Below are 18974 nucleotides of genomic sequence, written 5' to 3' on the forward strand. Positions count from 1 at the left end.
ACGGCACCGAGGTCCAGGTCCGCCGCCCGAAAGCGGGTCGTCCGGGCCGCAAGGCCTTCGTGTCCGGCAAGAAGAAGCAGAACACGATCAAAACCACGACCTTCAGCGACGGCCAGGGCCGCACCCTGTTCAGCGGTGTGGTCCGGCCCGGTCGCATGCACGACCAGACCGCCGTGCGCAGCGAGGGCATCGCCGAACAGTTCCGTCAGTACCCCGATGTCAAGGCCAAGGTCGACGAGGGCTACCGTGGGCTGGCCAACGAGTTTCCTGACCAGGTCGACGCCCCACCGAAGAAGCCCAAGGACGACGCCCCACTGGGCGAACACCACGCCTGGCGCGAGCGACGTCGCCGGCAGTCCTCGGCACGGATCCATGTCGAGCACACCAACGCCGAGTACAAGCAGTGGCGGCCCCTGCAGCGGTTCACCGGCCGCCGCGAGACCTACACGGAGACCCACCTCGCCATCGTCGGACTGGTCTCCGACCGCTCCGCCCGCAGGCCCACGCGACGCAAGCCCGGCACCGAACTCGTGCTCGCCCGGCAGGCCGCCTGCTGATCACCCACCAGCCGACTCGTCAGGCGAACATGCCCCGACCTCAATCGCTCCCAAGGTCGTTAGTCGTCCGGCAGGTGGTACACGGCGAGGGCCGCGGTGTCGTCGTCGAGGCGGTTGTTGCTGTAAGTGAGGAGATCGTGATGGAGGCGATCGAGGAGTTCCCGGGGCTGGAGGGGGCCCCAGGAGAGGACACGTTGGCGGAGCGGGTAGAAGGCCCCGGTGGGGTCGCGTGTTTCTGTGACGCCGTCGGTGTAGAACAGCAACTGGTCGCCGGGGCGGAAGGGGTATTCGTCGACGCGGTACGCCTCCGTGAGGAGCATGCCGAGGTTGAGGGGCGGTGCGGGGTCGGCCGTCTCCAGCTCGGTGACCTCGTCGGAGCGGATGAGGAGGGGCGGGGGGTGGCCGCAGTTGACGATGCGGACCACGTGCTGGCGGGGGATCTCCGCGAAGACAGCAGTGACGAAGCGTTCACCCACGTCGTTTCCGGCCATGCGGGCGGCCCTGCGAGTCATGCTCGTCTCCGCCCGGCGGGCAACGGCGGCGAGGTCGGGTTCGTCGTGGGCGGCCTCGCGAAAGGCGCCTAGGAGGGTGGCGGCCGTCTCGACGGCAGGGAGTCCCTTGCCCCGGACGTCGCCGATGACGAGGCGGAGTCCGTACGTGGTGGGGACGGCCTCGTACAGGTCACCGCCGATGCGTGCTTCCGCGGCGGCGGACAGGTAGAGGTCTTCCACCAGAATGGGGCCGATGCGGTGAGGGACCGGGCTGAGCAGGACACGCTGCGCGATCTCGGCCACGAAACGCACGGTGGCGAGGGTGCGTTCCCGGCGCACGCGGTGGGCAGCCAGGATTGTTCCGAGAACGCCCAGCAGAGCGGTGCACAGGTAGGCGGCCACGTAGTGGCGCTCCCACACGTATTCCACCTGGCGGCCCGCGCAGCACGGGGTGCCGGCCAGCACCGCTTCGAAGGCGATCGCGAACACGGTGATGGCGGCGACGGCAGCGGGGCCGTGGGCGAAGGCGGCGATCACGGGGAGGGCGATGAGCATGAAACTCACCGGCCACTCCACGGGCGTAATGGGTTCGAGCGCCAGGACCCCCGCGACGTAGAAGGCGGGCAGCCAGCGCATCCAGGCGGGCACGGCCGGCACCTGCGGGCCCCCACCGCCAGGCCGTGCTGCCGATCCGCTCGCCGCCCCGGGGCGGCCTGGCCGCCTCACCGCTCACTTCGTCGCGGAGTGAGCGACGCGAGCACGGAGGCTGCCCGGTCGCAGGACGAAGCTACTGTGTGGCCTGCACGCGGACGGCGGTTCTGGTGGCTCCACTCACACAGCCTGTACACGCGGGACTCCTGGCACATGAGGTGGTCAAGAGGTCCATCTTGCTGCGCTGCGGGGCTTTGGGCCGACCATTGCTCCAGCCCATGGCATGTCAGGACCGTTGTGCGGGGTCGGCCCGCCGGGAGGTGGCGGTGGTGCGTCCGCAGGTGTGAGTGGTGGGCGGCACCGGCTCCCGGAGGACGGAGTCTCCTCACCCGGGTGGCGAGGCGGTGCTCCGGCCCGCTGGGGAAGGTCGGTGACTGCCGGACCGGGGGTGGCGGCCGTCGGCCGAGTCCGCTCAGCGCGCTGCTGTCGGCGTGCGGTCCGAGCATTCGCCGACGCCGGTGGGCTGGAGGAATGCGTACCGACCGTAGGCGGCACACCCGACCACGGCGATGCCTGGGCCCGGCCCTGGCAGCGGGCCGACGGCCCCGAGTCCGTCGACTGCGCGGACTTCCGCTCGGCCGCCGGATTCGCAGCGACGGGGGTCGTGCAATGATCGACTACCTGCTCACGCCGAGCCCGGCTATCGCTTCCAGCAATACGGACAGGGAAGGGAATTCGCACGTGGACCTGCTGACTGCGCTGCGCACCCACCGGATCGTCGCCATCGTGCGCGGCGACGACGCGGACGCCGCACTCAGGACCGTACTGACCCTGGCCGAGGAGCACTTCCCGCTCATCGAGGTCTCCCTCAGCGGCAAGGACACACTCGACGTCATTCGCCGGGCCCGCGCCGCCCTCGGCTCTGGTGCTCCGCTCGGCGCGGGCAACGTCCTGACGGCACAGCACGCACAGGCGGTACGTGACGCGGGAGCCGACTTCGTCGTCACTCCAGCCGTCTGTGAGGCCGTCACGGAGGCCAAGCGCCTCGGGCTGCCGGTGCTCGCGGGGGTGATGACCCCGAGCGACATCGTTGCGGCGCAGCGGCTCGGTGCGGACGCGTTCAAGATATTTCCCGCGGCGCAGGCCGGCGGCCCCGGATATCTGAAGGCGCTGCACGGCCCGTTCCCGGACGCGCCGTTCGTGCCGGCCGGGGGAGTGGACGCCGACGCGGCCAGTACCTATCTCGCGCACGGCGCCACCGCGGTGGGCGTCGGCTCGCCGCTGATCGGCGACGCGGCCGACGGCGGCAGCCTCGACGCGCTCCGCGAGCGGGTCCGTGCCTTCCGCGACGCCGTATGTGCCAGCGCTTCCGCGGATCCCACGCGATGACCGTCGGCACACCGGCCGTGTGCTGGCAGGACCGGCTCGGGCTCGGGGAAGGGATACGCGCGGTCGACGGCGGCATCGTCCTCGTAGACATCCTCACCGGACGGCTGCTGGCCGGACCGGCGGACCGTACGGCTCCGCTGACGCAACTCGCCAGGCTGTCCGTACCCCTGGGGGCGGTCGCCCGCGTCCACGGACGCCCGGGCACCTGGATCGCGGCCGCCGGAACGGGTGTCTGCCTGATCCTTTCGGACGGGCGGACCGAGTGGCTCTCACGCCTGGAGGACGGGGCTGCGTCGGCCATGCGGATGAACGACGCGACCGCCGATCCGTTCGGCAGATTCTGGGCCGGCAGCATGGCCTACAGCGCCGAGGACGGCGCGGGCTCCCTGTACCGTATCGACTATGACGGCACGGTGATCCGGGTGCTGGACGGCCTCACTGGACCCAACGGCCCCGCGTTCAGCGCGGACGGCACCGTGATGTACCTCGCCGACAGTGTGAAGGGGGTCATCCGCCGCTACCCGGTCGACCCCGGCACCGGGCTGCCGGGTACGCCGGACACCTTCGCCGTGTTCGACCGCGGCTGCCCCGACGGCATGACGGTGGACGCTGAGGGAGCCCTGTGGACCGCGGTCTGGGGCGCTGGCGCCGTCCACCGCTACCGCGCCGACGGCACCCTGGACCAGCAGATCAGGCTCCCCGTGACGCAGCCCGCCGGGTTGTGCCTCGACGGGGACACCCTGTACGTCACCAGCGCCCGGCACGGCCTTGCCGCACCCGGACCGCTGGACGGTGCGGTCTTCGCCGTGCGCGTCGGGGTGCCCGGCCTGCCGCATTCCGCCTACCGCCCCGGGACGGCCGAGTGACCGCGATCCACGCGTTCCGGGAAACCCACTGGCGGCCCGCCCCGGGACCGGTGACCTGTATCGGTGAGACCATGGCCGCGCTGGTCCCGGAACCCGTCGCCCCACTGGACGGCCGGTTCTGCTCGGGGTCCGGATCGCAGGCGCCGAGTCCAATGTGGCGATGTACCTCGCCGACCACGGGGTGCCCGCCCGCTGGGGCTTCGCGCTCGGTGACGACCCGTTCGGACGCCGGATCTGCGCCGAAGTGGCCACGTCCGGCGTCGACACCAGCGGCGTACGCACTGACCGGCACCGCCCGACCGGACTGCTCGTCAAAGACCCCGGCGTCGACGGCACCCGGGTCCACTACTACCGCCGCGGCTCCGCCGCCTCTGCCCTGACCCCGGACCTCTGGACGACGATGCCGTGTGCACCGCCGCGCTCGTCCACCTCAGCGGCATCACCCCGGCGCTCTCGGCGGGCTGCCGGGATGTGCTCACCGCGCTGCTGGAGCCCGCGATCGGTGAACGCCCCTGCTCCGTCAGCTTCGACGTCAACCACCGGGCCGCCCTGTGGACGGACGGTACGGCGGCCTCCATCCTGCTCGGGCTCGCCCGGCCGGGCGGACATCACGTTCGTCGGCCTCGACGAGGCCCAGGCCTTGTGGGGAGGCAGACTGGCCGACGCCTGTGCCGTGCGGGACCTGCTGCCGGAACCGCGCATCCTCGTCGTCAAGGACGGCGGGGCGAGCGGCCGCGCCTTCGACGGCTCCCGGGTCCACACCGTGCCCGCGCCGCGGGTCGAGGCTGTCGAACCGGTGGGCGCCGGTGACGCGTTCGCGGCCGGGTTCCTTGCCGGGCTGCTGCGCGGCGAGGACACCGTACGGGCGCTGCGACTGGGGCATCTCACGGCAGGCGCCACGCTGCGGGTCGTCGGCGACCACGGCCTACTGCCGGACCGTGCCTGCTGTAGTTCTTCGACTGCGCGGCGATGGCGTGGTCGAGGGTGGGCACCAGGGTGCCGTCCACGATGAGTACGGCGTCCTCGGCAAACCGCTTACGGGGCTGGAGCGCGAGCATCGGCCGGAGGTCATCGATGATCCGGTGGGCTGCAGACTTCGAAATGCCGAACAGCGGAGCGATCTGCCGCATCGTCAAGTCCGTCCGCCAGTAGGCCGCGACGAGCAGCGCCCTGTCCTCCCGCGGAAGGCTCCACGGCCGGCCCCTGCAGGCCCTGTCCGCGCCGTTGCTCCGCAGCACGATCACCAGCTTGCTGAACAGGCGCGGGCTCAGTCCGGTGAACGGGGCTACAGGGCGGGAAGTCGTGAGGGAGGTAGCGCCACTGCACTCCGGTGCGGTCCACGTAGAGGATGGCGTCCAGGATGGTACGCAGATCGTGCTCGGGCGGGCGGCCGATGCTCAGGGCCCTGCTGCGGCGCTCGAGACGCCAGGCTGCAAGGACCGGTTCGATCAACCCCCAGCGGGCATCGGACAGATCACTCGGATACGGGCGGCGTTCGGTCATGTTCTGGACGTACTGCTTGGAGCGGCACGTGCCCAGGCGTGCGATGCCGAGAGCGGGAGCAAAGCCGATGCGCCCTCCCGTCTTGGGATGAGGCAGTCCCAGGACATATTCCGTCCCGCCCGTCACTCCAGAAGAGCGCTCTGAAGACACTCGTCTCACCGGCCTCAAGGGCCCCTCATCCACACACCGAAGAATCACCAACTATCCAAGCGAACAGGAGGAACACGCCCTTATTGATCAGAAACTCATTGGGTTCTCGTCCAGGATGTAGCGGACGTGTGGGCCGCCGAAGTAGCCGCGGACGATGTGTGGCTGGCGCTGGCGTCTGTAGAAGAAGGGGCGTGTCTCCGCGGCGAGTTCGGCCTGATTCCGGGCTCGGTGCTGTTTGGGCAGGCTGTGTTTGAAGTCGGCGTTGACCAGTTCGTCGGGGTTGAGCTCGGGCGAGTATGGGGGCAGGAAGTGCAGCTTGACGTCGTCGGGGTGGGCGGCGAGCCAGTCGCGGACCTTCTTGGAGCGGTGGGCGGGGTGTCCGTCGACCACGAGATGGACCTTGTGGTCGAAGTGGCCGGCGAGCCGGTCCAGGAAGCGGCACATCACCTCGGCGGTGAAGCTCTCGGTGAAGACCATGAAGTGTATCCGGCCCTTGGTGCTGATCGCCGACATCGCGTTGACCGAGAACCGGTTCCCGCTCCGCCGCACCACGGGTGTTCTGCCCTTCTCGCCCCAGGTGCGGCCGGTGACCTGGTCGGAGCGGATGCCGACTGGGTCGGCGAAGAGGATCTCACCGCCGTCTTTCCTCGCCTTCACGCGGATCTTCGGCCAGGTCTCCTCGTGCCAGCGCGCCACGGCCTCAGGGTCCTGCTCGGCGGCCCGCTTGTAGGGGCGCTGGAAGGAAAGCCCCCACCGTTTGAGGTACTTGCCCACCCCCACCTCGGTCAGCCGCACCCGGTACAGCTTCGCGATCAACTCTCCCACCAGCCTCCGCGTCCACAACTGCCCACTCAACCCCATGTCACAGGGCCGGTGATCGAGGACCGCCTGCCGCACGGCGGCCTGCTCGGCCTCCCCGAGCACCTGGTGCACCCCGACCGGCTTGCCGCGCGGGCGCATGACCAGTGCCTCCTGCCCGCCGGCTGCCACTTCGTCCACCAGATGTCGACCGCCTTCAGCGACACCCGAACACCGCCGCCACGTCCTCGCGGTCCCGCCCCGCCACCAGTGCGGCCACCGCCCGCAGCCGCAGGGCTTCCTGCGCCGACGGCGACAGAGGCCGCGCGTCCCCCACCAGATCGCACATACCCCACCAACGACCCAGAACCCGAACCGTTTCTGATCAAATAAGGCCCAGGAAAGACGGTTAGGGTTTCACTCATGACGGATTCGTATGCCGACCCGGGAACCCCGGATCACCGAAGTGCTGCGCGTTACCTGTGGTGGCTGACCATGAGTCAGCGCCGACGGGTGACGGGTGGTGCGGTGATCGGCACCCTCTGGATGGTCTGCCTCCTGCTGCCGCCGTACCTCATGCAGCGTGCGATCGACGACGGGCTCCAGCGGGGGAAGACCGGCGTCCTGGTCGGCTGGGTGGCCGCACTGGTCGGCGCCGCGCTGCTCAACGCATGGCTCGGCATCATGCGCCACCGCATCATGACACGGGTCCGGATGGACGCTACCTTCCGGACCATCAAGGTCGTGGTCGCGCACTCCACTCGGCTGGGTGCCGAACTGCCCCGAAAGGTGACGGCCGGCGAGGTGGCCAGCATCGGTGTGGGCGACGTCGCGCAGATGAGCCAGACACTGACGATTACCGGCCCGGGCGTCGGCGCTGTCGTCGCGTACCTGGTGGCGGCCGCGCTGCTGCTGTCGGTCTCCGTCCCGCTCGCCCTCGTGGTCCTGCTGGGGGTGCCGTTGCTCGCGGTCGTGGTCGGGCCGCTGCTGGAACGCCTCCAGCGCGCGGAGTCCAAGTATCGCGAGCAGCAGGGGGCGCTGACCGCCCGGCTCGGGGACATCGTCGGCGGCATGCGCGTACTCAACGGCATCGGCGGTAAGGAGATGCTGGCCGGCCGCTACCTGCGCGGATCGCAGGACCTGCAGGCCGAGGGCTACCGGGTCGGCGCGGTGACCAGCTGGATCCAAGCGCTCTCGGTCGGCCTGCCCGCCCTCTTCCTCGGTTTGGTGACCTGGCTGGCCGCCCGGATGGCCGCCGAGGGCACCATCACGATCGGCACGCTGGTCGCCGTCTACGGCTACGTCGCCGTCCTGGTGGTACCGGTCTCCAACTTCATCGAGGGCGGATACGACCTCACCAGGGGTCTGGTGGCCGCTCGACGGGTGGTCCGGATGCTCGACCTGAAGCCCGCCTTCGAAGACGCCGCAACACTTCGGCCGACCCATGACGAGCCATCAGCCCTGTACGACGGCGACACCGGTGTGGAACTGGTCCCGGGCCGGCTGACCGCGATCGTGAGCGCTCGCCCGGCCGATTCCGCGGCCGTGGTCGACCGGCTCGGCCGGTACAGCGCGTCCGCTGCGACCTGGGGCGGCGTGCCGCTCGCCGAGGTCGCCCTGGCCGAGATCCGCAGCCGGATCGTGGTGGCGGACAACGACGCAGACTTCTTCTCCGGCACGCTGCGCACCGTGGTCGGCGGCCGGTCCGAGCACACCGGCCCGTCCATCGCCCAGGCCGTCAGAGACGCCGCGGCGGAGGACATCGTGCAGGCACTGCCCGATGGCCTGGACACCATGATCCAGGCCCAGGGCAGCAACCTCTCCGGCGGTCAGCGCCAGCGGCTGCGGCTGGTCCGTGCCCTGCTGGCGGACCCGGAGGTGCTCCTGCTGGTCGAGCCCACCTCCGCCGTGGACGCCCACACCGAGGCCGCCATGGCCGCTGGGCTGCGCCGGGCGCGGACCGGGCGCACCACCGCCCTCACCTCGACCTCCCCCGTCCTCCTGGAGCAGGCCGACACCGTCTGCTACCTCGTCGACGGCCGTCTGGCGGCGGCCGGCCCGCACCAGGAGCTGCTCGCATCAGAGCCCGGCTACCGCGCGCTGGTGGCCCGCGGCGAAACCGCCACCGAGTCCACGCCCGCCGAGGAGGCCGTCCGATGACTGCTCAGACCGAGACCGCCCCCGGGCGGCTCCCGATCGCCGGTCCCGCCGAGGTCCGCCGGGCCGCCGTGCGTCTGATGGGGCAGGATGGCCGTGCGGTCGCCGCGATGCTGACCCTCAACGGACTGGCCGCGGCCGCCGGTCTGGGCGGCCCCTGGCTGCTGGGCCGGATCATCGACGACGTCCGGGGCGGCGCCGGGATCGGACACGTCGACCGACTCGCCCTCGGCATCCTCTGCTTCGCGCTCGCGCAGCTGCTCCTCGGCCGCTTCGCCCGCTACGCCGCTCACCGCTTTGGCGAGCGGACTCTGGCGCGGATCCGAGAGCGGTTCGTCGACAGCTCCCTCGCCCTGCCCGCTTCGGTGGCCGAACGCGCCGGCGCCGGTGACCTGCTGACGCGCGGCACCGCCGACGTCGCCAGCGTCGGCACCACCCTGCGCGACGCCGGGCCGGAGGTCTCCGTGGCGCTCGTCCAGATCCTCCTGATCCTGGTCGCCATGCTCGCGGTCAACCCGCTGCTCGGCATCTGCGGGTTGCTCTGCCTCTCCGGGATCTGGTTCGCCACCCGCTGGTACCTGCACCGTGCACACGCGGGTTACCTCGCCGAAGGCGCCGCCAACTCCGCGCTGATCGAGATCCTCACCTCCACCGCGACAGGGGCCCGCACCGTCGAGGCCCTGGGCCTCCAGGGCCGCCGGATCGCCGCCGCGGCCGAGGCGGTCGAGCACTGCCGGGTCACCCGTACCTACACCCTCAACCTGCGCACCGTGCTCTTTCCCGTGGTCGAGTTCTCGTACATCGCCCCGGTCGCCGGCATCCTGCTGCTCGGCGCCGCCCTGCGCGACACCGGCGCGGTCACCACCGGCGCGGTGGTCGCCTGTGCTCTCTACTCCTGGAAGCTCTCCGAGCCGCTGGACAAGGTCCTGCTCTGGCTCGACCAACTCCAGCGCAGCAACGCCTCCTTCGCCCGAGTCGAGGGCATCGGCCAGGTGGACGCCCCGGCCGTGACCGGCGGCGGCCGGCCCGAGGACGACCGGATCGACGTGGTCGACGTCCGGTACGCCTACCAGGGCGAGCGGGACGTCCTGCACGGCGTCGACCTCACCGTCCGTCCGGGCGAGCGGCTGGCGGTCGTCGGCCCGTCCGGAGCCGGCAAGTCCACTCTGGGCCGGCTGCTGGCCGGGGCGGAGACGCCCCGCACCGGACGGGTGACGGTGGGGCAGGTGCCTGTCGCCGAGCTCGACCCGGCCCAGTTGCGCCGACACGTCGTCCTGGTCTCCCAGGAGCATCACGTCTTCCTCGGCACCGTCCGGGACAACCTCCTGATCGCCGCGCCCGCCGCGACCGACCAGGACCTGCACGCGGTGCTGGCCGCCGTCGATATCGACTGGGTGGACGAGCTGTCGGACGGGCTGGACACCGAACTCGGTGCCGGTGGGCTCCGTCTGGACGCCCAGCAGGCCCAGCAACTCGCCCTGGCCCGGGTGGTCCTGGCCGATCCGCACACGCTGATCCTGGACGAGGCCACCTCCCTGCTCGACCCGACCACGGCCCGGCACACCGAGCGCTCGCTGGCGGCTGTGCTCAAGGAACGCACCGTGATCGCCATCGCCCACCGCCTGCACACCGCCCACGACGCGGACCGGGTCGCGGTCATGGACGGCGGCCGGGTGACCGAATTGGGCAGTCACGAAGAGCTGTTGGCGGCCGACGGCGGGTACGCCGCGCTGTGGAAGTCCTGGCACGGCGCCTGAGCGCGCCCCACCCCTCTCGACCTCTCTCGACCAGTATTGATCCGAAACGGTTCGGGTTCTGGGCCGTTGGTGGGGTGTGAGCGATCTGGTGGGGGACGCGCGGCCTCTGTCGCCGTCGGCGCAGGAAGCCCTGCGGCTGCGGGCGGTGGCCGCACTGGTGGCGGGGCGGGACCGCGAGCACCGGCGCGGGCGAGGGCGCGGTTTCCTGCTCCGCCTCGGCCTCGGTCACGGCGGTGGTCTCGGCAGCCGACGCTGCCAGGGCTTCGACCAGCTCTTCCCGCGCGATCACCCGCCGGTCCAGCTCGATCTCGGCGGCCTCCAACACCCCAGCCAACCGGGCGACTTCCACCCGCAGCCCTTCCACCCGCACACGGGCAGCTGTCTCCCGCTCCTCCAGCATTCCCAGCACCGACGCCATCGCGCACCCCTCGCTCATGGAGCGGAAACAAGACACCGGATGACTCCCTCATTCCGAGCTAGACCATGCCTGACCAGCAGAAATCAAGCGCTCACGTTCGGTTGAGATACGGCTTCTGAGGTCAGAGGTAGACGCTGGACTCATCACCGCGCACGAGATCGCCACCCTCCTGGAGAGCGGTTGGCGGGAGCAGCGGAGGACTGCCGCATGGCTCGTGGCCGTCTCCCGCCGGACCGAGTTCCGTGAGCGCCTCGGGGAGCTCCTGCTGGCCAGCGAGGTCTGCTGTGCTGGGCTGGCCTATTGCCTGACCCTGGCCAGTTTCGGCACGCGGCGCGACGCTGATCTGCTCGTCGCCTACCTTGATCGCTGTCTTCGCCGCCCCGACCTCGCATACGACCAGACCGTGGCCATGGGCGCTCTCGTGTTCATCGACCTGCATCTCGGAGGCGACCAAGCCGCGCGTTTCCTGGGCTTGGGTGGCTTGTGGCAACCACATGCAGCACACCACGGACCCCGCCACCTACCTGAGTCTGATTGGTCGGCTCTGCGCCTTCGTCGACGAATGCGCCGAAGCGAGATAACGGAAAACGGGCCTGCGTTTAATCGCTGGTGTGTGGCCCGGTGGCCCTTGTAGGTTGGCATCGCGACCGCGCCTCCGATGCGCTCGGCTGCGGCTACTTCCTTCTGACAACCAAGTGATGCCGCCGCCCCTTTGATCTCGGCAGGCGCGGGCGTCTCCGCCCCGTCGGACCTTTTGGCCGGGGCCGTCCAATCCTTTGAATCCGGGGGGATTCGCTGCCTCGTTACACCCCACGCGTCTCCAAGATCTGGCCCGAGATGCTCGTGGCCCCGCACGTCTCGGTGGCCGCCCGCTCCCTGCCCCCACCACGGTTCCATCACGGGCCCACCAGGCCGGACTTCCGCACCTACGAGGGCGGCCCGGCCTTCGTCCGGGAGCCCCGCGAGGAGCTTTTCCTCCTTGCGGTCGGCAACTTCGTCTCCCAGCGGACCTTTTACGAGAGCGGTGAGGCGCGGGACGACCGGTACGCCCGTCTCGTCGCTGAACTCGCTGTCCAGGACCCCGTGTGGACGGCCGGCCTGCTGCGCTGGCTTCGCAGCGAGGGCAACATGCGCACGGCGTCCCTGGTGGGCGCCGCCGCGTACGTGCGGGCCCGGCTCGAGGCCAGGGCGTCCGGAGGCCCGTCCAACCGGTCCGTGATCGACTCGGTGCTCCAGCGCGCCGACGAGCCCGGCGAGCTGCTCGCCCACTGGATCTCGGTCTACGGGCGGAACGTGCCGCAGCCCGTGAAGCGGGGCATCGCCGATGGCGTACGTCGGCTGTACACCTCCCGGTCCCTGCTCAAGTACGACACCGCGTCCAAGGGCTTCCGCTTCGGCGACGTGCTCAACCTGGTGCACGCCTTCCCCGACCCGGACAAGCCCTGGCAGGGCGCGCTCTTCCGGTACGCCCTGGACCGCCGGCACCACCCGGAGCAGGCGGTTCCGCCGGCCTCCGATCACCTGCTGACCGCCCACCGGGCCCTGATGGAGTCGGCTGCGGACGAGCGGCGGGTGGTGGTGACCGGGCCGGGCGGCCCCGAGCGGCTGGCCGCTGCGGGCATGACGTGGGAGGCCCTGGCGGGCTGGCTCCACGGACCGATGGACGCCGCCGTCTGGGATGCCGTGATCCCCACGATGGCGCCGATGGCGCTCCTGCGGAACCTGCGGAACTTCGACGAGGCGGGGGTCTCGGACGAAGTCGCGGCCCGGGTTGCCGCACGGCTCTCGGACGCCTCCGAGGTCGCCCGGTCCCGGCAGTTCCCCTTCCGCTACCTGGCTGCCCATCAGCACGCGCCGTCGCAGCGCTGGGCGGCCGCGCTGGAACGGGCACTGGGCCACTCCCTGGCCAACGTACCGCCCCTGCCCGGCCGGACTCTGATCCTGGTGGACCGGTCCGACTCCATGTTCTGGGACACCGTCTCCGAGCGGTCCAAGCTGACTCGGGCGGACGCGGCGGCCGTGTTCGGCACCGCGCTCGCCATGCGTGCCGAGCAGGCGGATCTGGTGGAGTTCGGCTGGAGGAGCGCAGCGGTGCCGTTTGAGCCGGGCGAGCCGGTGCTCGAGGTGCTGAAACGGTTCCACAGCCTCGGAGGCACCTACACCACGAAGGCGGTGCGGACCCATTACCGGGAGCACGACCGGGTCCTGATCGTCACCGACGAGCAGGCCGCCCCCTACGACCTCGGCGGGCCGGCCGAACCGGTTCCGGCCGACATCCCGGTTTACACGTGGAACCTGGCGGGGTACCGGCCCGCCCACGGCCCCACGGGCCCCCACCGGCACACCTTCGGCGGCCTCACGGACGCCGCGTTCCGGATGGTCGGACTCATCGAGGCCAGCCGCGAGGCCGCTTGGCCGTGGACCGCTGAGCTGGCCTGATCCGAAAGGCACGGCGTAGAAGATTCGGACGGTCGGGCCGGATGTGTGGGAGACCTGCCGGGACGTCTACGCCACTGGCGCGCCAGCAGAGGCCATCGCCCCCCCGCACGCTGGCCTCGATAAGCAAGGGCCGCAGAACCGAACACCGCGAACCGTTCTGCCACCCGGACAGCCTGGCGGGACGGCGCTTGCCGGACCAGGATCCAAACGGTGCGTCACGTCGCAACAGGACGAAGGTTCTCAGATGCAGCGCTGGATCGGACTCGCGAGGGGCACGCCGGCCTGCTCGATGCCGGCTTGTGACTTCGGTCGGTCAGGCTGCTGTCAGGCTCTGCGGGACTTACGCTCGCGTGAATCCGTGGCTCCGTTCCACTTTCGCCACATGCAGTGTGTAGTTCTGGTACCACTCGGCTTGCCCGCGCTTTTGCGCCGCGCGGTGCTCGGCGTTGCTCCGCCACTCCGCGAGGGCGTCGGCGTCGCGGAAGTACCCGACGGTGATGCCCAGCCCGCCAGGAGTCTGCGCGTGATCCATCCCCAGGAACCCGGGGACGTCCTTCACCAGGTCTTCCATGCGTGCGTTGGTCTCGCTGTAGCCGCTCTGGTCCTGGGTTCGCACCGTAGTGAAGACAGCCACGTAGTAGGGGGGTTCAAAGGCCTCGACGGGCGTGGCAGGCGCTTCCGAAAGATTGCTCATGGCGCCACCGTAAGGCGGGATGCGCCCAACGATCCAGCGTCTTTCATGAACGGGATGCATAAGGGATCCGGCCCGTGGTCAAGAGTCATTGTCAAGATCTGTGGATCGCGCCGGGCTGAGACGACTTGGTGGACATCCTGATCTTGATGTTGTTCTCGCCGTGCCAGGTGAACTCATGCAGGCCCAGTCGCCGGTAGAGGACCTGGGCTCTCTGGTTGACGGCAAGGACGTCCTGAGTGAGGTCCGGCCCTGCTGGCGGGCGTGCTGCAGGAGGCTGCGGATGAGCTGGCTGTCGATGCTGCGTCTTTGGTGGTCGGGGCAGAGCTCGCAGGGAACACACCCGCCGCGATCACTCGTCCCGAGCTGTTCCGCCCGCCGAGCTGTGATCGGGCACGGCCACCGGATTAGAGTTGATCAAGAAAGCGGTGCCTTCTCTTGTTCTCACCGTGAATACTGTTGCGAACCACCATCACACTCGGGGGATACATGGCCCGCACCAAGCTTCTGAGACCCGCCCTCGCCGCCACACTCCTGGCCTCAGTCACCGCCTGTGGCGCGTCGTCCGTGCCGGATTTCCCGGCAAGCACGCCGACAGGCTCACAGTCCGCCGAGACGCGTCGTTCGGCAAACCCTGCGCCCGTCGCCGCCACCATGCCCGATGTCATCGGCGGCAACGCCGGGCGCGCGTACGAGCAGATGAGCTCCGAATTCGACATGACCTTCAAGGACGCGAGCGGACAGGGCCGTCCTGTGGACGACCCGGCTGCGTGGAAGATCTGCAACTCCCAGCCGGGATCGAACCAGCAGATCACCGAATTCCCGGTGATCTTCAACGTGATGAAGGTTACGGAGAGTTGCACGGACACGGCGCCGAAGTGACGGTCCGAGGACGCCCGCGACCACCACGGTCTTCCATGCCCACGGCGCCTGAACCAATCAGCGCCGTTGGCTTTTTCGCTCCTGCTGGTCGACCGGAGGACTATTTAGTAGACGGTCAACTTTCCACCGCTCGCGTTAGAAAAGGTTGTAGGTGACCACAGCGCGGGCGGGGACTCGGAAGTAATCGTTGACCGTAGGAGAGCGCTCGACCATGACGCTGACGCTGGACCCGGTGGTGCTGGTGGATTGGTAGATCCATACGGGACCCTGCAGGGAAGGGCCGCACAGACCATCCGGGAGATCGATCTCATCGTCAGCAACCCCTTTGGTGCCATACCTCTCATCGAACAGAGGTTCGCCGTCGAGGAGGATGCCCGCGCGGTGAAGGTAGTCCGGCATCTGGTTACTCACGAAGGTGACCACAGCGCTGCCGTTCCGGGTGAAGTAGTGGACGTCGGAGGCGCCAGCGGGTATCGATGCACCCCCGGCGCGGATCACGCCCGGCAACTGCACGTCGCTTCCCTCGCATGCCCGGACGTCGCCGAACGGGTGGAACAGTTCATCCTGGAACAGCCAGACGATCCCTCCGGCCAGCACTGCCAGGACAAGTACGACGATCCCCAGGCACGACAGCATGCGCCACAGCCCGGCCCCGCCGTCAGGCGGACCGCTCACGTTTTCTGGAAACGGCGTCCCTCCTGACTCCTCGCCCGCCCAGTCCCCGCCCCTGGTCTCCGAACCGGCACTCCAGGAATCACTCATGAACGCCCCCTTGGTCTGCCTCGCATGCGGGCACGCGGAGCATATGCCAGTGATCAACCAGACCGGCACTAGAGTATGCGTCGGATCACGGGCGACTCACCTGGCTCGTAGCCACGCATCGAGGACGGTGAAGTCCGCGTCGTCGAGTCCTCGGGAGGAGTCGACCTGATGGAGGAGGGCTTGGCCGTGATGGTGCATGGATACCCAGTCGCGATCAGCGTCGGTGATCTCGTCGTCGACCCAGACGAACGAGCGGCCGACCGCCCATTTCACCAGGGTCCGGGTCTTCCAGTGAAGTCCGAACCACTGGTCCTCGTGTTCATGCTCGGCGGATGACTCCGGCCAGTTCACGACTGGCAGCCTCGGCAGCCCGATCCGGGGTGCCACCTCGGCGTTCGCCTCGTCCTCCCAGGTTGTGGCCCAGATCAGTTCGCACGGCAGCGCCGCCAGCCGAATCCCCACCTCGGGGTTGAGTCGCGCCAGGTGAGGGTGGGGGCCTGCGTCTTTCGGCTCGCGCTGCGGGCCCCGGCCGAACGGAAGAAGTGGCCCGTCCACATCGAGGAACAGCAGCGGGCATTTCACCTGATGGGTCATGCTGCACTGGCCTCCTCGCGCTCGACCAGGACGCCGTTTTCGAACGTGACGCCCGCACGGACCAGGGCGACGAGGTGAGCTCCTCTGACCGCGCGCCAGCGGTTCTGAGCGGATTCGACGAGTTTGAAGACCATCGCGAGGGCTGCGGCGGGGCTGCCGGCGCCGCGGGTGACCTTGGTGCGGAGCTTGACCGTGGAGAACGTCGACTCGATCGGGTTCGTGGTCCGCAGGTGGATCCAGTGCTCGGCCGGGAAGTCGTAGAACGCCAGCAGCTCCTCCCGGTCCTCGGTGATCTTCGCCACGGCCTTGGGCCATTTCGCGCCGTAGGTCTTCGCGAACGCCTCGATCGCCTTCTCGGCATGCGCCCGGTCCTCGGCGTTGTAGATCTCCTGCATCGCCTTCGTTGCGCCTGGTTGTGCGGACTTCGGCAGAGCGTTCGTGACATTCCGGGCCTTGTGGACCCAGCAGCGCTGGTGCCGGGCAGCCGGGAACACCTCGGCGAGCGCCTTCCACAGCCCCATCGCGCCGTCGCCGACGACGAGCTCGGGATCGCGCATGCCCCGGCGGCGGCAGTCGCGCAACAGGTCGGCCCACGACTCGGTGGACTCGCGCAGCCCCTCGGCGAGCGCGATCAGTTCCTTGGTGCCGTCCAGCCGCACTCCCATCAGGACCAGGACGCAGGAGTGTGCCTGCCCGAGCCGGACCTTGGGGTGTACGCCATCGGCCCACACGTACACGTAGTCGCTGTCGGACAGGTCGCGCTGCTGGAAGGAGGCATGGTCGTCCTGCCACTGCTTCGTCAGCCGGGTCACGGTGGCCGGCGACAGGCCGGCTGCCGAGCCGAGGAACTGCTCCAGCGCGTGCACGAAGTTGCCTGAGGACAGGCCGTGCAGGTAGAGCAGCGGCAGTACCTTGCTGACCTTGGGCGACTTGCGGCACCACGGCGGCAGGATTTTCGAGGAGAACCGCATCCGCTCCCCGGTGGCCGCGTCGACCCGCTTGTCGTTCACGCGCGGGGCCGTGACCTCGACCGGACCTGCGGCGGTGGCCACGGTGCGGGGCCGGTGGCGGCCGTTGCGGACCACCAGGATACGCCCGGCCGCGTCCGTCTCGGCAGCCAACTTGGCTATGTACTGGTTGACTTCAGCCTCCAGTGCGGCGGCAAGCGTCCGCCGGGCCCCCTCGCGAACGATCTCGTCGATCAGGGAACCGAACTCGGTGGAACCGTCGTCGGTGACTACGCTGAGCACGGGCGTGCCTTCCCGACCCGCGCTGCGAACGCGGGCCTACTCGGTGACCATCAAAGGATCATTCGGGAAGGTACGCCCTCTGCGTGCCCTCCCGAAACCGATCCACAGACATCCGAGCTTGGTAAGAAGTCAAGCTGCGAGCGTCACCGGCGCCGTGGACGTGGTGGGGAACGCCTTGCCGGGATCGAACTTCTGCCCGGTCTGCAGGCAGTGGTAGAGGCACCCCAGGAAGCGGTTGACGACGTTGCGCATGGCGGCGGTGTGCCGGTCCCCAAGGTCCCGGCGTCGGTCGTGTTCGGCCTTGACCTGTGGGGAGGGCAGTGCCCCGAAGATCCATACGTAGCCTGCGGCGGCCAGCCGCTGGTTCTTCACCCGCCGGTGGCGCACGAGGTGGCTCTTGCCGCTGGCGATGGTGACCGGCGCCGAGCCGGCATACGCCTTCAGGGCGCGGGCATCGGCGAAGCGGGTGCGGTCGTCACCGATCTCGGCCAGAACGCGTGCGCCGGTGAGCGGCCCGATCCCGGGGAAGCTGCCCAGGATTTCGGCGTCCGGATGCGTGGCGAACGCCTCGGCCGCAGCCTCGGCGAGGTCGTCGGCCGCCCGGCAGGCGGCATCCAACTGGGCCACCAGCGCGAGGGTTTGCCGCCCCATCGCCTGCTCGATGAGCGACGGCTGGTGCAGGTAGTCGCCGGTGAAAATGGTACGCAGCCGTTCCGCCCAGACCTCGATGTTCCGCTGCCGTCCGGATCTGCGCAGGGCGGACCGCAGTTGGGCACGGGTCAAGCGGGCGGCGGTGTGCGGGTCGGGTGCCACGGCGAGGACCACGCGGGCCTCCCGGGAGTCCAGGCCCACGCCGCGGACGGCGAACGCAGCGAGGGCGGCCGGATAGTACTGCTTGAGGTGCGAGCGCAGCTGGTTGTTGAGCTGGGCTCGGTTCCACACCGTGTCCTGCTGGGCGCGGGCGAGAACGGCGATCGCCCGTACCAGTTCGGAGTCGGCGGGCAGGGGCCGGTGCACGTCGGCGTCGGTCCGCAGGATGTTGGCCAGTGTCATCGCGTCGGCGTGGTCGGACTTCGCGCGGGCGCTGCGGTGCCGCTCGCGGTAGCGTGCCACGGCCATCGGGTTGATCGAGTACACCTTGCGGCCGGTGGTGCGCAGGCACGCGAACAGCAGGCCGCGGGCGGTCTCCACCGCGACCGGTATCGGGGCTTGAGCGCAGTCACCGGCTTCAGCGAGCAGGGCAAGCAGCTGGCGGAAACCGCCCGCGTCGTCCTTGATGCGCTGCTTGGCGAACGTTGGCTGATGCAGCCCTGAGGCCCACTGGTCCACGCCGGCGCTCGCTTCGAACGCGGACAGCTCGTCAAACGCCCGAGCGGCCGTGGCATGAGCCCACCCCCCGTCGTCCTGGTCAACGGCTTGCCCGGTGCGCGCAAGCCGACGCTGGCACGCACCCTGTCGCATCACTTGGGCTGCGGTCGCTTCAGTAGCTGCCGGAGGGCCGGCACGGCAGCGGCGGCTGCCGCGCGGACGCTCTTCGGACAGGACCTGATCGGGTGTACCCCTCTGCACGTCAACCGGCGCGCCTCCCCAGCAGGGCTTCGCTACATGATGCTGTTTAT

Annotated in this window: 14 protein-coding genes and 4 pseudogenes; 9 read left to right on the forward strand and 9 right to left on the reverse strand. The window is 69.7% G+C overall.

The window, feature by feature from the left end; all coding sequences use genetic code 11:
• Positions 1-557 (forward strand): transposase family protein (locus tag ACNPQM_RS17155; RefSeq protein WP_418084656.1); only part of this gene is annotated, 557 nt, incomplete at its 5' end.
• Positions 558-616: 59 nt separating this feature from the next.
• On the opposite strand, the gene ACNPQM_RS17160 is transcribed toward ACNPQM_RS17155, so the two are convergent.
• Positions 617-1684, reverse strand: a complete 1068-nt coding sequence (locus ACNPQM_RS17160) for a PP2C family protein-serine/threonine phosphatase (protein ID WP_418084747.1) — start codon at positions 1682-1684, stop codon at positions 617-619.
• Between the two features lie 756 nt (positions 1685-2440).
• Here ACNPQM_RS17160 and ACNPQM_RS17165 point away from each other — a divergent pair.
• From ACNPQM_RS17165 to ACNPQM_RS17175, 3 genes and pseudogenes are all read left to right on the forward strand, one after another.
• Positions 2441-3088, forward strand: a complete 648-nt coding sequence (locus ACNPQM_RS17165) for a bifunctional 4-hydroxy-2-oxoglutarate aldolase/2-dehydro-3-deoxy-phosphogluconate aldolase (RefSeq protein ID WP_418084657.1) — start codon at positions 2441-2443, stop codon at positions 3086-3088.
• On the forward strand, positions 3085-3954 hold the full coding sequence (locus ACNPQM_RS17170; RefSeq protein WP_418084658.1) for an SMP-30/gluconolactonase/LRE family protein: 870 nt from the start codon (positions 3085-3087) through the stop codon (positions 3952-3954). The genes ACNPQM_RS17165 and ACNPQM_RS17170 overlap by 4 nt, the downstream gene beginning before the upstream one ends.
• A gap of 71 nt (positions 3955-4025) precedes the next feature.
• Positions 4026-4966 (forward strand): annotated as a pseudogene (locus ACNPQM_RS17175) (sugar kinase).
• Here the strand turns inward: ACNPQM_RS17175 and ACNPQM_RS17180 are convergent.
• The 3 genes and pseudogenes from ACNPQM_RS17180 to ACNPQM_RS17190 form a co-directional block, all read right to left on the reverse strand.
• A pseudogene (locus ACNPQM_RS17180) lies at positions 4902-5225 on the reverse strand (helix-turn-helix domain-containing protein); the annotation flags it as partial. The pseudogenes ACNPQM_RS17175 and ACNPQM_RS17180 sit on opposite strands and share 65 nt — an antisense overlap.
• 22 nt (positions 5226-5247) lie before the next feature.
• Positions 5248-5457 (reverse strand): annotated as a pseudogene (locus ACNPQM_RS17185) (transposase); the annotation flags it as partial.
• A gap of 237 nt (positions 5458-5694) precedes the next feature.
• Positions 5695-6606: an IS630 family transposase gene (locus ACNPQM_RS17190; RefSeq protein ID WP_418084659.1), complete on the reverse strand. Its 912-nt coding sequence runs from the start codon at positions 6604-6606 to the stop codon at positions 5695-5697.
• A gap of 222 nt (positions 6607-6828) precedes the next feature.
• On the opposite strand from ACNPQM_RS17190, the gene ACNPQM_RS17195 reads away from it, so the two are divergent.
• The 4 genes and pseudogenes from ACNPQM_RS17195 to ACNPQM_RS17210 all read left to right on the forward strand — a co-directional run bounded on the left by ACNPQM_RS17195 (position 6829) and on the right by ACNPQM_RS17210 (position 13176).
• On the forward strand, positions 6829-8565 hold the full coding sequence (locus tag ACNPQM_RS17195; protein WP_418084660.1) for an ABC transporter transmembrane domain-containing protein: 1737 nt from the start codon (positions 6829-6831) through the stop codon (positions 8563-8565).
• On the forward strand, positions 8562-10319 hold the full coding sequence (locus tag ACNPQM_RS17200; RefSeq protein WP_418084661.1) for an ABC transporter ATP-binding protein: 1758 nt from the start codon (positions 8562-8564) through the stop codon (positions 10317-10319). The genes ACNPQM_RS17195 and ACNPQM_RS17200 overlap by 4 nt, the downstream gene beginning before the upstream one ends.
• A gap of 548 nt (positions 10320-10867) precedes the next feature.
• Positions 10868-11318: pseudogene (locus tag ACNPQM_RS17205) on the forward strand (DUF6000 family protein); the annotation flags it as partial.
• A gap of 256 nt (positions 11319-11574) precedes the next feature.
• Positions 11575-13176, forward strand: a complete 1602-nt coding sequence (locus tag ACNPQM_RS17210) for a TROVE domain-containing protein (protein ID WP_418084662.1) — start codon at positions 11575-11577, stop codon at positions 13174-13176.
• Between the two features lie 340 nt (positions 13177-13516).
• Here the strand turns inward: ACNPQM_RS17210 and ACNPQM_RS17215 are convergent, their stop codons facing one another.
• Positions 13517-13870, reverse strand: coding sequence for an antibiotic biosynthesis monooxygenase family protein (locus ACNPQM_RS17215; RefSeq protein ID WP_418084663.1), 354 nt, complete (start codon positions 13868-13870; stop codon positions 13517-13519).
• A 456-nt stretch (positions 13871-14326) separates the two neighbouring features.
• Here ACNPQM_RS17215 and ACNPQM_RS17220 point away from each other — a divergent pair, with 456 nt between their 5' ends.
• Positions 14327-14749 (forward strand): hypothetical protein, encoded by a 423-nt coding sequence (locus ACNPQM_RS17220; RefSeq protein ID WP_418084664.1) that lies wholly within the window; start codon positions 14327-14329, stop codon positions 14747-14749.
• A 135-nt stretch (positions 14750-14884) separates the two neighbouring features.
• Here the strand turns inward: ACNPQM_RS17220 and ACNPQM_RS17225 are convergent, their stop codons facing one another.
• The 4 genes from ACNPQM_RS17225 to ACNPQM_RS17240 all read right to left on the reverse strand — a co-directional run bounded on the left by ACNPQM_RS17225 (position 14885) and on the right by ACNPQM_RS17240 (position 18684).
• Positions 14885-15511 (reverse strand): hypothetical protein, encoded by a 627-nt coding sequence (locus ACNPQM_RS17225; protein WP_418084665.1) that lies wholly within the window; start codon positions 15509-15511, stop codon positions 14885-14887.
• Between the two features lie 96 nt (positions 15512-15607).
• On the reverse strand, positions 15608-16105 hold the full coding sequence (locus ACNPQM_RS17230) for an HAD domain-containing protein (RefSeq protein WP_382911152.1): 498 nt from the start codon (positions 16103-16105) through the stop codon (positions 15608-15610).
• Complete coding sequence (locus tag ACNPQM_RS17235) at positions 16102-17355, reverse strand: IS256 family transposase (RefSeq protein ID WP_418084666.1); 1254 nt, start codon at positions 17353-17355, stop codon at positions 16102-16104. Before ACNPQM_RS17235 ends, ACNPQM_RS17230 begins: the two co-directional genes overlap by 4 nt.
• Before the next feature lie 129 nt (positions 17356-17484).
• On the reverse strand, positions 17485-18684 hold the full coding sequence (locus tag ACNPQM_RS17240) for an IS110 family transposase (protein ID WP_418084667.1): 1200 nt from the start codon (positions 18682-18684) through the stop codon (positions 17485-17487).
• Positions 18685-18974: the final 290 nt, after the last annotated feature.

The sequence above is a fragment of the Streptomyces sp. NPDC056231 genome, from assembly GCF_048270745.1.
Taxonomy (GTDB): Bacteria; Actinomycetota; Actinomycetes; order Streptomycetales; family Streptomycetaceae; genus Streptomyces.